We start from the raw sequence: 15,414 nt of genomic DNA on the forward strand, positions 1-15,414 counted from the left end.
AAAGAATAAAAGGGCATTAGCATAGATCCCGCTAACAAGCAGCGGGATGACGGTTGTCAGGGTGTCAGGCTAGTACCTTCTCTTGTCATCCCAGTGCCCAGACACTGGGATCCAGAAAAGTTTGCTTGTTCACAAGCAAACTAGGCTCTGTGGACAAAATTTTAGAGAAGCCATACAAGAGCTCCAACAAAATTGAGAAAACCAATAAAAACCTCAGCAGTTTTATCAAATCTGGAAAAAATGCGCCTAAAATTTTTAATTTTACCAAAAAAACACTCAATCAAATGACGTTCTTTGTAGATATGCTCATCGTAATACCTTTGCACTTTTCGATTCCGTTTTGGCGGAATAACTACTGTACATCCCTTGTCTTCAAGACTTGTAACAAAGGCATTGCTATCGTAGCCCTTGTCAGCTACTACAGTAGAGTTATAGATACTTTCGGTCAACACTTGTGCCTGCGTAATTTCATTTCTTTGACCAGGAGTCAGAGTAAATTTAAGTGGATTTCCAAGTGCATCGACAAGCGCATGTATTTTAGTTGTAAAGCCACCTTTGCTCCTCCCTAAAGCTTCTTGATCCTTGGAGTTTTTTGTATATCCAGATGAACATGGATGGGCTCGGATGATCGTACCGTCGATTATAGCAACTTCTAAATCAGGCTCTTGTTTAGTATATTCAAGCAATTTTTTCCAGACATCTCTTTCACACCATCTTTTAAATCGCTTATGTATACTCCTGTAATTACCATAAGTTTTTGGTAAAAGTCTCCATTGGCAACCACTTCGCACTATGTACCACACTGCCTCTATGAATATTCTTAAACGTTTTTCATCTTTGCTGTGCATTCCTTTTACGCTTTTTATGAACTCTAAAATTTGTTTCCAATTTTCCTCTTTGATGTAATATTGCATATGGTAGTTTCTCCATTTTTTACCTATTAGGCTAAACTACCATCTTTTTCTCTCTTTTCATATTTTTTGTCCACAGAGCCTAGTACATAGTAAATAGCCAACCACCATGGGGCTTCTTTTGCCTTTTTTTTTATTTGGTAAATTTCTTAAATATTTATGGCTAAAGTAACTTAGGTTCACCGACAATCGCCATCCCGCTAAGTGTTAGCGGGATCTATTGCCGAGATACCGCGAATGAATCGCGGTATGACGGTCTGCGGCGGCATGACGATAAGGTTTATACCTTGTCATCCCAGTGCCCAGACACTGGGATCCAGCCTTTTCATAATCATCAAAACGTTGTATTTTAACATAAAACGGCTACTTTTATACTTACCAACTTAATAAAATTCCTGGATCCCAGTGTCAAGCACTGGGATGACAAGAAGAGGGTACTTGGATAAGAGGCATTGCCCTCCTGGTAGGCCCAAGTTGCAATGCCCGTACAGTTATGGATTCATTCGCGGTATAGATTCCGCTAACGAGTAGCGGAATGACGAATTTGTTGTTTTTCAAATTGTAGGTAAACCTAAGCCACTTTAGCTATATATAATAGAATTTCGCTTTCTACTACCTTTCCAGTTGTTTTATACATAATTCTCGAATTTTGAAAATTTGCTCCATATCTAATTTCTCACTTGTATAAAATTTGTTTTCTTACTTCGAGATCTAATCTACCATAACTTTAATATGGCGTTTCTTTCCTGCAGATAATTTTATGAATGATTGATCTTTAAAGCTCTCGGAATTTATTATGTAGTTAATGTCATTTATAATATTATCATTAACTTTGCACCCATTGCCCTGTATTAAACGCTTTGCAGCGCCTTTTGAAGGTTCAAAACCGGTGTCATGTAGTAGGTCTACTAAGGATATGCCGCTTGCAACTTGTTCTTTTTTTATAATGTAATCAGGAAGTAGTGAGCTATCCTCATTCTCAAAAGCAGAGACTGCAGCAGATTGTGCAAGTTCTGCTTCTTTGTCACCGTGACATATTTTTGTCACTTCTGTTGCCAAAACTTTTTTTGCTTCATTTATTTCCTGATCTTTTAAGGATTCTAACTTTTTGATCTCATCAATTGACAAATCAGTGAACAATCTCAAGAAACGTCCGACGTCTTGATCATCAACATTGCGAAAATATTGCCAATAATCGTAAGGTTTTAGCATATTGCCATCGAGCCATATCGCTCCACTTTCAGTTTTGCCCATTTTTTTTCCTTGTGCATTTAATAAAAGAGGCGTGGTAAGGCCAAACAGCTCAGGCAAGTTTAATTTTTTTCCCAGTTCAATCCCATTTACTATATTTCCCCACTGGTCTGATCCCCCTACCTGCAAACGACAGTCATACTTTTTGTTTAATTCAGTAAAATCGTAAGCCTGCAATAACATGTAATTAAATTCTAAGAAGCTTAAGGTTTGCTCTCTATCTAGCCTAGTTTTCACACTATCAAAACTTAGCATGCGATTTACCGAAAAATGCGCTCCTATGTCACGCAAAAAATCTATGTATTTTATGTTATCTAACCAATCTGCATTATTTACTATAACTGCACCAGTCTTTCTATCATCAAAAGATATCATTTTCTCCAATGTTTTCTTTATACTAGATATATTTTCGCTAATATCCTTGATAGATAAGAAGCTTCTTGCTTTATCCTTACCGGATGGGTCACCAATTTTTGTTGTGCCACCTCCAAGTAAGACTATCGGCTTGTAACCAAATTTTTGCAGGTGACGGAACATCATAATATGCATTAGGTGACCAATATGAAGACTTGGTGCTGTGCAATCAAACCCAATGTATGCGACTATATAATTGCTCTGCAATAATAACTGATCTAGTCCTTCAATGTTTGTGCATTGGTATAGGTACCCTCTTTCTTGGATAAAATTTAAAAACTCGGACTTGTGTTTCATAATCTTTTTAGTATGTTATTTTATATGTGAACATTGTCATTGAAGATATCGATGATGATGTCATTCCAGCGCGTGACGCTGGAATCCAGTTTTTCATGCAATTTCATCAAAAACGTTGTATAGTGTGCTCGTTTATAATTAAGTTTTCTGGATCCCAGTGTCAAGCACTGGGATGACACCTTTTCTTGGGGAGCTATCCTAAAGGTGCGATACTTATACAGTTGTACTTGAATGGCCCAGGCAATCAGTTCCATAACTCTTCTATTTTATAATACTCCCTTACTTCTGGCCTGAATATGTGAACCATTATGCCTTGAAAACTTAAAACCACCCAATTGCCTTCATCCATACCTTCTACATCTATTTTATCATGTGGCTTGAGGCTTTTTATTACGTGTTCAGCTAAAGCTTTAACGTGACGGCTTGAATCACCAGATGCAATAATCATATATTTTGCAATAACGGTTTTATTCTGCACATCAAAAGTTACTATATCATGACCTTTATTTTGATCTATTATCTCTTCAATTGTACTTCTTATCGATTCCATATCGCTAAGCATTGTTTACAGGTTATATGACTCATTTATAATTATATACTCAAAATTTCTAAATATGAACTATTTTCAACGCGATTGTTCGTTAAAAAGGTATTACCTGCATCTATCTTATCATCATGTTTTTAGCATGTACAATATATATATTTTATATATGATTGAGAATAGCTTTTTACTAGGCTCTGTGGACAAAAAATATGAAAAGAGAGAAAAAGATGGTAGTTTAGCCTAATAGGTAAAAAATGGAGAAACTACCATATGCAATATTACATCAAAGAGGAAAATTGGAAACAAATTTTAGAGTTCATAAAAAGCGTAAAAGGAATGCACAGCAAAGATGAAAAACGTTTAAGAATATTCATAGAGGCAGTGTGGTACATAGTGCGAAGTGGTTGCCAATGGAGACTTTTACCAAAAACTTATGGTAATTACAGGAGTATACATAAGCGATTTAAAAGATGGTGTGAAAGAGATGTCTGGAAAAAATTGCTTGAATATACTAAACAAGAGCCTGATTTAGAAGTTGCTATAATCGACGGTACGATCATCCGAGCCCATCCATGTTCATCTGGATATACAAAAAACTCCAAGGATCAAGAAGCTTTAGGGAGGAGCAAAGGTGGCTTTACAACTAAAATACATGCGCTTGTCGATGCACTTGGAAATCCACTTAAATTTACTCTGACTCCTGGTCAAAGAAATGAAATTACGCAGGCACAAGTGTTGACCGAAAGTATCTATAACTCTACTGTAGTAGCTGACAAGGGCTACGATAGCAATGCCTTTGTTACAAGTCTTGAAGACAAGGGATGTACAGTAGTTATTCCGCCAAAACGGAATCGAAAAGTGCAAAGGTATTACGATGAGCATATCTACAAAGAACGTCATTTGATTGAGTGTTTTTTTGGTAAAATTAAAAATTTTAGGCGCATTTTTTCCAGATTTGATAAAACTGCTGAGGTTTTTATTGGTTTTCTCAATTTTGTTGGAGCTCTTGTATGGCTTCTCTAAAATTTTGTCCACAGAGCCTAGTGTAATATCTTTAGAAGTGTTAGAGTATCGTATAGAAGTGAGTTTTGTTTTGTTATTCACATCAGTAATAATCTTTACAAAATCTACATCATTTTCAACAAAATCTTTGTTCAGTGATGCGTAATGATCAATGACTTGCTTTTTTATTGATTGATGAGATCTTTTAATATTTTCTATAATTTGATTTACTTCTGTTCGTGAGAAGCTAAAAACTTCAGTATTGCTAAGGGAAGATTGCTCACCATCCGAAGAACCAAAGAGTGGAGGGTATACACGATAATTAAAATCTTTGTATTTAAATGTAAGTGGCCCAGTTCCTATAAAATCTACTTTGTGATCTCCCTCAAGTTGTGATAAAAAATTATTCCATTTATCTTGGTTAAACTGATTGATATCAAGCCATGAGTAAACTAATACTTTATCTTGAACGTCTCCAGATCTTACATGAATACTGTTCTTCCAGTACTTCTCTTTACTGGATTTTATTTCTCTTTCTTTGAACTCGTCAGTATCAAGCTTTCCAATATCAAAAACACCGATCCACATACTATAAGACCTGCTGCAAAAGGTGATTGAAAAAATGATGTGAGAGGGGTAGAAGAAGAATAAGCAGATCAAGTAAGGAAAAAAAATGAGCTTTAGTTACTATAATATGAAAAAACACCCAAGAAACTTTCGTAATATAACAGGTTTAAGTATAGAGGAGTTCGAAAAAGTAGTAGAAAAAGTGAGGTCTGGATGGAAAAAACTTGAAAAACAGAAAAAGTGTCATGGTAGAAGATCAAAACTACCAACTCTGGAAGATAAGTTGTTTTGCGTAATTTTGTACTATCGCACTTACATAACACATAGATTTTTAGGATGCCTATTCAATGTGCACAACGCAAATGTATGTAGGTTACTTAAGAGAATAGAGCCATTACTCGCCAAAAAAGTGACTATAACAAAAGATAGAAGTATGACGCCAGAAAAAATACTGAAGATTTTGGCTGATGTTACAGAACAGCAAATACAGAGGCCAGAAGATAGTAAAAAACGGAAGAAATCATATTCAGGAAAAAAAAGAACCAACACTATGAAAACTGAGATTATTATCGAAGAAGGAGGAAGAATTTTATCAGTGTCAAAGTCATACCGTGGTAGAATTAGTGATTTTCGCATAAGGAAACAAGAAAAATATTTACCACTTGATAGCATAAAACATGCTGATTCTGGATATCAAGGTTGGCAAAAATTGCAAAGCAATGTTATAATTCCATATAAAAAGTATCGTAAAAAGCCATTAACTCCAGAGCAGAAAGAGCATAATAGAAGGTTAGCATCATTTAGAATGAGAGTAGAAAATAAGATCCGAGAGATAAAGATATTTAAGATTATGTCGAATGTTTATCGCAATTTTCAGAAAAAATATAACTTGAGGTTCAATATTATTGCTGGTATTGTAAATCTTAAGCACGCCTTTTAGTTAACCTTGATTTTATTCACCCTCCTTTCCTTTTTTTTATCGCTTGATTCGCAGCAGGTCTTATGATAAAAGTGAATATTTTTCTGGTAGCAAAATATTAGACCACGATTACCAAGATAAACTAACTAACATTTTTATAAATTCTCATTGCTCTCTAAATGGGGGTGAAAGAATGCAATTAGCTGAAAATATTCATCAGATTAGACAAATCTTTTCGAAATACGCTGACAATAACATCTATAGACCTGCTGCGAATCAAGCGATAAAAAATATGCTCATCGTAATACCTTTGCACTTTTCGATTCCGTTTTGGCGGAATAACTACTGTACATCCCTTGTCTTCAAGACTTGTAACAAAGGCATTGCTATCGTAGCCCTTGTCAGCTACTACAGTAGAGTTATAGATACTTTCGGTCAACACTTGTGCCTGCGTAATTTCATTTCTTTGACCAGGAGTCAGAGTAAATTTAAGTGGATTTCCAAGTGCATCGACAAGCGCATGTATTTTAGTTGTAAAGCCACCTTTGCTCCTCCCTAAAGCTTCTTGATCCTTGGAGTTTTTTGTATATCCAGATGAACATGGATGGGCTCGGATGATCGTACCGTCGATTATAGCAACTTCTAAATCAGGCTCTTGTTTAGTATATTCAAGCAATTTTTTCCAGACATCTCTTTCACACCATCTTTTAAATCGCTTATGTATACTCCTGTAATTACCATAAGTTTTTGATAAAAGTCTCCATTGGCAACCACTTCGCACTATGTACCACACTGCCTCTATGAATATTCTTAAACGTTTTTCATCTTTGCTGTGCATTCCTTTTACGCTTTTTATGAACTCTAAAATTTGTTTCCAATTTTCCTCTTTGATGTAATATTGCATATGGTAGTTTCTCCATTTTTTACCTATTAGGCTAAACTACCATCTTTTTCTCTCTTTTCATATTTTTTGTCCACAGAGCCTAAGTGGGTTTTAACTTCGCCCTTAAGTTCTGTTCAGCAGTATCTGTTAGTGTTAGGTAAGGTTATGGTTGTAAATACAAAATCCGATCAGCAGAGGGCTGAAGATGATCTATATACTGTTTTGAGATTCAAAGGAAAAGGAGATTTTGAAAGACGGATAAGAGAACTGCTTGTTAACGATTATAAGAAACTTAAAAAACCACTGAGCAAACTCCTTGGTAAGTTAGAAAGTAAAATAAGGACTGATAAAGAGAACAACCAAGCAGCCAGAAACGTTTATGATCAAATCAAAAAATCTAAAACTAATGAAGATAAATTAAGTAATTTATTGAACTTTAAAAAACAGCTAAAAGCTTTCCTAAAAAATCAAGATGATCGCGGTATTGTGTTAAATGCAATTGACTCTGCAAGTGTTAGTCCTGTTATTGAAGTTGATGTTGTGCACCCAAAAGAGAGTGAGATTAAAAAATTTAAAAAAGCTCAACCTCTCACCTCTAACAGGCAAGACTTTGAAGACGCTCTGAGATACATAGAATCACAAGAAAAAGTTATGGGGATTACATTAGAGAAGCTTAGGGAATACAAGCAACACTCTGTTAAGATTTTTCTACTGAACCGTGTTAATTCATGCAAAAATGGGCATTCTCAATTGCATCCTGATGTAAAAGAAGCTATAGCAATATTATCAAATGATAAGCTGAGAGCTTTCTACGATGAAGAAGTAAAGAAGAAGACGCTACAACCAATATTATCCTACAAAGAATGTGAACAATTATATGACAAAATTAACTACGAAAAAAACGAATCTCATATTGTAATTGAAAGAGGAGAACTTATGGAGAATGTTGAAAAGGTAATGAATAAGCACTGCTTTACTAGTGGAAGCAGTAAAAATGCTCAAGAGAGTGTTACTAGTCCAACAGAAATTTCTGTGTGTCAGAGGCAAGAGCAAGTTGCTTCTAGCAATAATGAGACATTTGGGAATAGAGATGCGATTTCGGATAGCTCGATTATTGAGAGTATATTCAACGACACAGGAATATCGGCTAACCTCAATGAGGATCGGATTTATACGAGCACTCCTACTAAAAAGGGTAACAGAATCCTCACAGATAAGGATTCAACTGATCAGGAAGGTTTTGACAGCCTGAGCATTATAGAAGAAGTGTTATGTGATAGTAGTAGGGCTTGCCACAAAAATGAGTCTAAAGGCAACTCTAAAGATTTGTTACAAGAAATTCATGAACTTAAAGTAGCATTAAAAATAAAAGAAGAAATTAATTGTTTTCTGAAACAAGCAAATCTTCGATTGACCGAAGAAAAACTTCAGTTTGTGGAAGAAAAAAAAGATCTTCTAAATAGAAATAGTATACTGGAGAATAAGCTGTTCAACGTATCCAAAGAAAGAACAGAGAACGTAAGTAGATTTGGAGAAATTACTCAATCCAGTGATGAGTGTTCCTGGAAATTAGAGAGTGAGCAAGGACTGACACAAAGGATTGATGAATTGGGGAGAGCCGTTAACGAATTGATATTAGCAAACATTACACAAGAGGGCCTAATCAATATAAAGCAAGGTTATAGTAGAAGGGCTAGCAGCCCAAGTCAACCTCCTGAGCAGTTCAAAGCAGTAAAATCTCAATTCTCAGAAGCAAGCGCTCATGGTAGAAAGCAAATAATTTATGCCTCTGCTTCTCTTATATTATCTGGAGCATTTGCTGTTGGTACAAGTTTAACAATGTCTCATTTAGGAATATCTATTGCACTTGCTTTGACTGCATTAACTTTCCTTACATTGGGATGTTATTGTTCGTATAAGGCAAGTACGACGCTTAGGAATATTGAACTTGATCAAACTTTTAAAATGGCTAATCATGAAGCTGTTTTTATGGTTCCTAGTTTATAACTGTTTGGAAAAATATATTGTTTTACCCCCCAAAAGATTTAGTGAAAAAGAGGTAGAGAGAAAGATGAAAGGGTCTATCAGCTCTCGGTGCGGCAAATTAGTTGCTGACAGTGATATAGAACATTACTTGGTGCTCTAGGCTCTGTGGACAAAAAATATGAAAAGAGAGAAAAAGATGGTAGTTTAGCCTAATAGGTAAAAAATGGAGAAACTACCATATGCAATATTACATCAAAGAGGAAAATTGGAAACAAATTTTAGAGTTCATAAAAAGCGTAAAAGGAATGCACAGCAAAGATGAAAAACGTTTAAGAATATTCATAGAGGCAGTGTGGTACATAGTGCGAAGTGGTTGCCAATGGAGACTTTTACCAAAAACTTATGGTAATTACAGGAGTATACATAAGCGATTTAAAAGATGGTGTGAAAGAGATGTCTGGAAAAAATTGCTTGAATATACTAAACAAGAGCCTGATTTAGAAGTTGCTATAATCGACGGTACGATCATCCGAGCCCATCCATGTTCATCTGGATATACAAAAAACTCCAAGGATCAAGAAGCTTTAGGGAGGAGCAAAGGTGGCTTTACAACTAAAATACATGCGCTTGTCGATGCACTTGGAAATCCACTTAAATTTACTCTGACTCCTGGTCAAAGAAATGAAATTACGCAGGCACAAGTGTTGACCGAAAGTATCTATAACTCTACTGTAGTAGCTGACAAGGGCTACGATAGCAATGCCTTTGTTACAAGTCTTGAAGACAAGGGATGTACAGTAGTTATTCCGCCAAAACGGAATCGAAAAGTGCAAAGGTATTACGATGAGCATATCTACAAAGAACGTCATTTGATTGAGTGTTTTTTTGGTAAAATTAAAAATTTTAGGCGCATTTTTTCCAGATTTGATAAAACTGCTGAGGTTTTTATTGGTTTTCTCAATTTTGTTGGAGCTCTTGTATGGCTTCTCTAAAATTTTGTCCACAGAGCCTAGGCTCTGTGGACAAAAAATATGAAAAGAGAGAAAAAGATGGTAGTTTAGCCTAATAGGTAAAAAATGGAGAAACTACCATATGCAATATTACATCAAAGAGGAAAATTGGAAACAAATTTTAGAGTTCATAAAAAGCGTAAAAGGAATGCACAGCAAAGATGAAAAACGTTTAAGAATATTCATAGAGGCAGTGTGGTACATAGTGCGAAGTGGTTGCCAATGGAGACTTTTACCAAAAACTTATGGTAATTACAGGAGTATACATAAGCGATTTAAAAGATGGTGTGAAAGAGATGTCTGGAAAAAATTGCTTGAATATACTAAACAAGAGCCTGATTTAGAAGTTGCTATAATCGACGGTACGATCATCCGAGCCCATCCATGTTCATCTGGATATACAAAAAACTCCAAGGATCAAGAAGCTTTAGGGAGGAGCAAAGGTGGCTTTACAACTAAAATACATGCGCTTGTCGATGCACTTGGAAATCCACTTAAATTTACTCTGACTCCTGGTCAAAGAAATGAAATTACGCAGGCACAAGTGTTGACCGAAAGTATCTATAACTCTACTGTAGTAGCTGACAAGGGCTACGATAGCAATGCCTTTGTTACAAGTCTTGAAGACAAGGGATGTACAGTAGTTATTCCGCCAAAACGGAATCGAAAAGTGCAAAGGTATTACGATGAGCATATCTACAAAGAACGTCATTTGATTGAGTGTTTTTTTGGTAAAATTAAAAATTTTAGGCGCATTTTTTCCAGATTTGATAAAACTGCTGAGGTTTTTATTGGTTTTCTCAATTTTGTTGGAGCTCTTGTATGGCTTCTCTAAAATTTTGTCCACAGAGCCTAAATGATGCTAACCTTCTATTATGCTCTTTCTGCTCTGGAGTTAATGGCTTTTTACGATACTTTTTATATGGAATTATAACATTGCTTTGCAATTTTTGCCAACCTTGATATCCAGAATCAGCATGTTTTATGCTATCAAGTGGTAAATATTTTTCTTGTTTCCTTATGCGAAAATCACTAATTCTACCACGGTATGACTTTGACACTGATAAAATTCTTCCTCCTTCTTCGATAATAATCTCAGTTTTCATAGTGTTGGTTCTTTTTTTTCCTGAATATGATTTCTTCCGTTTTTTACTATCTTCTGGCCTCTGTATTTGCTGTTCTGTAACATCAGCCAAAATCTTCAGTATTTTTTCTGGCGTCATACTTCTATCTTTTGTTATAGTCACTTTTTTGGCGAGTAATGGCTCTATTCTCTTAAGTAACCTACATACATTTGCGTTGTGCACATTGAATAGGCATCCTAAAAATCTATGTGTTATGTAAGTGCGATAGTACAAAATTACGCAAAACAACTTATCTTCCAGAGTTGGTAGTTTTGATCTTCTACCATGACACTTTTTCTGTTTTTCAAGTTTTTTCCATCCAGACCTCACTTTTTCTACTACTTTTTCGAACTCCTCTATACTTAAACCTGTTATATTACGAAAGTTTCTTGGGTGTTTTTTCATATTATAGTAACTAAAGCTCATTTTTTTTCCTTACTTGATCTGCTTATTCTTCTTCTACCCCTCTCACATCATTTTTTCAATCACCTTTTGCAGCAGGTCTCTAGGCTCTGTGGACAAAAAATATGAAAAGAGAGAAAAAGATGGTAGTTTAGCCTAATAGGTAAAAAATGGAGAAACTACCATATGCAATATTACATCAAAGAGGAAAATTGGAAACAAATTTTAGAGTTCATAAAAAGCGTAAAAGGAATGCACAGCAAAGATGAAAAACGTTTAAGAATATTCATAGAGGCAGTGTGGTACATAGTGCGAAGTGGTTGCCAATGGAGACTTTTACCAAAAACTTATGGTAATTACAGGAGTATACATAAGCGATTTAAAAGATGGTGTGAAAGAGATGTCTGGAAAAAATTGCTTGAATATACTAAACAAGAGCCTGATTTAGAAGTTGCTATAATCGACGGTACGATCATCCGAGCCCATCCATGTTCATCTGGATATACAAAAAACTCCAAGGATCAAGAAGCTTTAGGGAGGAGCAAAGGTGGCTTTACAACTAAAATACATGCGCTTGTCGATGCACTTGGAAATCCACTTAAATTTACTCTGACTCCTGGTCAAAGAAATGAAATTACGCAGGCACAAGTGTTGACCGAAAGTATCTATAACTCTACTGTAGTAGCTGACAAGGGCTACGATAGCAATGCCTTTGTTACAAGTCTTGAAGACAAGGGATGTACAGTAGTTATTCCGCCAAAACGGAATCGAAAAGTGCAAAGGTATTACGATGAGCATATCTACAAAGAACGTCATTTGATTGAGTGTTTTTTTGGTAAAATTAAAAATTTTAGGCGCATTTTTTCCAGATTTGATAAAACTGCTGAGGTTTTTATTGGTTTTCTCAATTTTGTTGGAGCTCTTGTATGGCTTCTCTAAAATTTTGTCCACAGAGCCTAGGCTCTGTGGACAAAAAATATGAAAAGAGAGAAAAAGATGGTAGTTTAGCCTAATAGGTAAAAAATGGAGAAACTACCATATGCAATATTACATCAAAGAGGAAAATTGGAAACAAATTTTAGAGTTCATAAAAAGCGTAAAAGGAATGCACAGCAAAGATGAAAAACGTTTAAGAATATTCATAGAGGCAGTGTGGTACATAGTGCGAAGTGGTTGCCAATGGAGACTTTTACCAAAAACTTATGGTAATTACAGGAGTATACATAAGCGATTTAAAAGATGGTGTGAAAGAGATGTCTGGAAAAAATTGCTTGAATATACTAAACAAGAGCCTGATTTAGAAGTTGCTATAATCGACGGTACGATCATCCGAGCCCATCCACGTTCATCTGGATATACAAAAAACTCCAAGGATCAAGAAGCTTTAGGGAGGAGCAAAGGTGGCTTTACAACTAAAATACATGCGCTTGTCGATGCACTTGGAAATCCACTTAAATTTACTCTGACTCCTGGTCAAAGAAATGAAATTACGCAGGCACAAGTGTTGACCGAAAGTATCTATAACTCTACTGTAGTAGCTGACAAGGGCTACGATAGCAATGCCTTTGTTACAAGTCTTGAAGACAAGGGATGTACAGTAGTTATTCCGCCAAAACGGAATCGAAAAGTGCAAAGGTATTACGATGAGCATATCTACAAAGAACGTCATTTGATTGAGTGTTTTTTTGGTAAAATTAAAAATTTTAGGCGCATTTTTTCCAGATTTGATAAAACTGCTGAGGTTTTTATTGGTTTTCTCAATTTTGTTGGAGCTCTTGTATGGCTTCTCTAAAATTTTGTCCACAGAGCCTAGATACATATTTTAGAGAATTGCGTATCTGATGTACCACACATAGCTGTACCTCTGCATTAGGAAATACACTATTTATGGCTGCAGGAAAGCTTTTTAGCCCATCTACACAGGCAATTAGAATATCTTCTACTCCTCTTTCTTTGAGATCATTTAGTACTCCCAACCAGAAGTTAGCTCCTTCACTTTCAGCCAAATAAAAACTTAATACTTCTTTTCTGCCATTTTGGTCTATGCCCAATATATTGTACATACATTTACTTACACAATGTCCGTCCTCTTTGACTTTAAAAAACCATGAACACTATTGGATACACAGACTGTAATGGACGACTGCGCCATTCATTGATTACCGGCAGTAATTTGTCGGTAATACTTGATATCTCTGCCGCCGATATTTTGTGATCATAAATTTCCTCAACATGTGACGCTATATCTCTATAGCCCATACCACTGGCAAATGTGCTCAAAATCTTCGTTTCAAGCTCTGGTTTGTTTGCCTTTTTTTGACTATTTGGGGTTCAAAGCTTCCCTCCCTATCTCTAGGCGTCAAAAGCTCAAATGAACCTGCACTTGTCCGTAAAGTCTTTCCATTTCTCCCATTTCTTCGATTATTCTCTTCACTTTCAGCTAATAAGTGATTTTCTATTTCACCTTCCAAACTTGCCTCCAGCAGCTTTTTTATAAGTGGTGTAAATGCTCCATCTCTTCCTGTTAATGGTCTGCCTTCCCTTATTGATGACAGTATATTTGCTTCCAGTTCTTTGTAATCTACCAAACCGGTAGTTCTGTTTACTACTTTCTGACTCATTGTCAAACCTCCATTTTTTTTATATCAATTTATTACTTTTTTTTTGATTTGACACACTTTTTTGAACATTCCCTGTTAAGATGCCTAATCTACTTTCAGCTCCTCAGTATGTAAACTGCGTGGTAAAGACTCTAATTCCTTTGCAGCACTTAAACTTTTATTTTTTGCATGTATACCAAGCTTATTGAATTCTCGAGCAGCAGGAAACACCCTTACTTCAAGAGAGCCAGCAGTTTTATTATAATGATCAACAGCACTTTTTAAGCTCCTGCGCAAATTATCAAAGTTTTCACCCATTGTGCAAATGCGCTCATATAAAATATGACCTAGTTCACTGATTTTCTTTGCGTTTTCAGCCATCATCTCTTGCTTCCATCCATACGCTATTGCTCTCAGCAACGCAATTAGAGTGATCGGTGTTGCAATGATCACTTTTTTTTCCACTCCAATCTCTATCAAAGCAGGCTCATATTCCAGTGCTGCGCTAAAAACCCCCTCCCCTGTTAAGAAAAGCACCACAAGTTCTGGCGTATTTTCAAATTGATTCCAATACTCTTTTTTACCCAAGTCATTTATGTGTTTTTTTATTGCCAGGGAATGATTCTTTAATTTCTCCTTTTGTATTTGCAAATCATTTTGTGATATAGCATCCATGTAAGAATCAAGCGGCACTTTAGCATCTATTATTATTTGCTTTCCAGATGGCATTTTGATTATTAAATCAGGACGCAATAAATTATCCTCGTTTTTATCAACCACTGACGGTTGAGTAAAAAAATCGCAATATTCAATCATTCCTGCTATTTCTACCACCCTTTTGAGCTGCATTTCACCCCACTTTCCTCTGATGTGAGGCTTTCTCAAGGCATTAGCAAGGCTGGAAGTTTGGTTCATCAGCGCTCCAATTTGCTCCTTTAAACCTTCATAGGCCCCTACCCTCTCTTTTTCTAGCTCACGTATTTCATTATCGAATTTTTCTAATTTTTCTTTTATTGGAGTTACAACTTCGTTGATCGTTGCTTGTCTTTTTTTGAAATCGCTTTCCGTTTCTTTTAATTTGTTATCAATGACTTCCTTCGCTAAGTTCAGAAAATTATTATTGTTCACTTGCAAGGCATCAAGAGAGAGCGCTTTAAAAGTGTTTGTTAATCTCTCCTCTGCTTTTGTTAGTAATTCTATTTCCTTTTTCTTTTCCTCACGTTCTTTTTGCAGAGTTACTTCAAGTTCTGCTCTTTTGACCCTTAAATCAACTATTTCTTCATTCTTCGTAAGCAAACTTTGCTTTGTTTCTTGAAGTTCTTGCTCTAATTTACATAAATTACCCTCAAGGTTTGCTTTCTTTTCGCTCAGTTTTTTTACGATAATGTAGAAAAATAGTAATAGAGAGACAACCAGAGCTATAGAATTGAAAAGCATCAGAATAAAAAAGCTGTATTTACAATTCTATATGATTTTTGTGTGTATAAGAAAGAAAAAAGGAGCA

Annotated in this window: 12 protein-coding genes and 2 pseudogenes; 7 read left to right on the forward strand and 7 right to left on the reverse strand. The window is 35.6% G+C overall.

Features of this window, described 5'->3' with window-relative positions; genetic code table 11:
• Positions 1 to 161: 161 nt before the first annotated feature.
• The 3 genes from OPR60_RS03560 to rsfS all read right to left on the reverse strand — a co-directional run bounded on the left by OPR60_RS03560 (position 162) and on the right by rsfS (position 3,435).
• Positions 162 to 914, reverse strand: a complete 753-nt coding sequence (locus tag OPR60_RS03560) for an IS5 family transposase (protein WP_265039632.1) — start codon at positions 912 to 914, stop codon at positions 162 to 164.
• Positions 915 to 1,622: 708 nt separating this feature from the next.
• Entirely contained in the window at positions 1,623 to 2,873 is a 1,251-nt protein-coding gene (tyrS, locus tag OPR60_RS03565) for a tyrosine--tRNA ligase (protein ID WP_265040050.1), read from the reverse strand.
• Between the two features lie 244 nt (positions 2,874 to 3,117).
• The gene (rsfS, locus tag OPR60_RS03570; protein ID WP_065094892.1) at positions 3,118 to 3,435 is read right to left on the reverse strand and encodes a ribosome silencing factor; all 318 of its coding nucleotides are present in this window, start codon (positions 3,433 to 3,435) and stop codon (positions 3,118 to 3,120) included.
• Positions 3,436 to 3,687: 252 nt separating this feature from the next.
• Between rsfS and OPR60_RS03575 the strand changes: the two genes are divergently transcribed.
• Positions 3,688 to 4,440: an IS5 family transposase gene (locus tag OPR60_RS03575; protein ID WP_265039632.1), complete on the forward strand. Its 753-nt coding sequence runs from the start codon at positions 3,688 to 3,690 to the stop codon at positions 4,438 to 4,440.
• A 673-nt stretch (positions 4,441 to 5,113) separates the two neighbouring features.
• Complete coding sequence (locus OPR60_RS03580; protein WP_265040287.1) at positions 5,114 to 5,926, forward strand: transposase; 813 nt, start codon at positions 5,114 to 5,116, stop codon at positions 5,924 to 5,926.
• Between the two features lie 178 nt (positions 5,927 to 6,104).
• On the opposite strand, the gene OPR60_RS03585 is transcribed toward OPR60_RS03580, so the two are convergent.
• Complete coding sequence (locus OPR60_RS03585) at positions 6,105 to 6,809, reverse strand: IS5 family transposase (RefSeq protein WP_265040051.1); 705 nt, start codon at positions 6,807 to 6,809, stop codon at positions 6,105 to 6,107.
• A 66-nt stretch (positions 6,810 to 6,875) separates the two neighbouring features.
• On the opposite strand from OPR60_RS03585, the gene OPR60_RS03590 reads away from it, so the two are divergent.
• The 3 genes from OPR60_RS03590 to OPR60_RS03600 all read left to right on the forward strand — a co-directional run bounded on the left by OPR60_RS03590 (position 6,876) and on the right by OPR60_RS03600 (position 10,619).
• Positions 6,876 to 8,795 carry a TomO hydrophobic C-terminal domain-containing protein gene (locus OPR60_RS03590; protein ID WP_265039865.1) on the forward strand — a complete coding sequence of 640 codons (1,920 nt, stop codon included), beginning with the start codon at positions 6,876 to 6,878 and terminating at the stop codon, positions 8,793 to 8,795.
• A 218-nt stretch (positions 8,796 to 9,013) separates the two neighbouring features.
• Complete coding sequence (locus OPR60_RS03595; RefSeq protein ID WP_265039632.1) at positions 9,014 to 9,766, forward strand: IS5 family transposase; 753 nt, start codon at positions 9,014 to 9,016, stop codon at positions 9,764 to 9,766.
• 100 nt (positions 9,767 to 9,866) lie between these two features.
• Complete coding sequence (locus OPR60_RS03600; RefSeq protein WP_265039632.1) at positions 9,867 to 10,619, forward strand: IS5 family transposase; 753 nt, start codon at positions 9,867 to 9,869, stop codon at positions 10,617 to 10,619.
• Positions 10,620 to 10,632: 13 nt separating this feature from the next.
• Here OPR60_RS03600 and OPR60_RS03605 read toward each other — a convergent pair.
• A pseudogene (locus OPR60_RS03605) lies at positions 10,633 to 11,313 on the reverse strand (transposase); the annotation flags it as partial.
• A 183-nt stretch (positions 11,314 to 11,496) separates the two neighbouring features.
• Here OPR60_RS03605 and OPR60_RS03610 point away from each other — a divergent pair.
• Positions 11,497 to 12,249, forward strand: a complete 753-nt coding sequence (locus tag OPR60_RS03610) for an IS5 family transposase (protein ID WP_265039632.1) — start codon at positions 11,497 to 11,499, stop codon at positions 12,247 to 12,249.
• 100 nt (positions 12,250 to 12,349) lie between these two features.
• Complete coding sequence (locus tag OPR60_RS03615) at positions 12,350 to 13,102, forward strand: IS5 family transposase (RefSeq protein WP_265040046.1); 753 nt, start codon at positions 12,350 to 12,352, stop codon at positions 13,100 to 13,102.
• Here OPR60_RS03615 and OPR60_RS03620 read toward each other — a convergent pair.
• Positions 13,074 to 13,931 (reverse strand): annotated as a pseudogene (locus OPR60_RS03620) (IS256 family transposase); the annotation flags it as partial. The gene OPR60_RS03615 and the pseudogene OPR60_RS03620 overlap by 29 nt on opposite strands.
• 84 nt (positions 13,932 to 14,015) lie before the next feature.
• Positions 14,016 to 15,347, reverse strand: coding sequence for a DNA recombination protein RmuC (locus tag OPR60_RS03625; protein WP_265040052.1), 1,332 nt, complete (start codon positions 15,345 to 15,347; stop codon positions 14,016 to 14,018).
• Positions 15,348 to 15,414 lie beyond the last annotated feature (67 nt).

This window comes from Wolbachia endosymbiont (group A) of Trypoxylon clavicerum (assembly GCF_947251665.1).
In the GTDB taxonomy this organism is placed as follows: domain Bacteria; phylum Pseudomonadota; class Alphaproteobacteria; order Rickettsiales; family Anaplasmataceae; genus Wolbachia; species Wolbachia pipientis.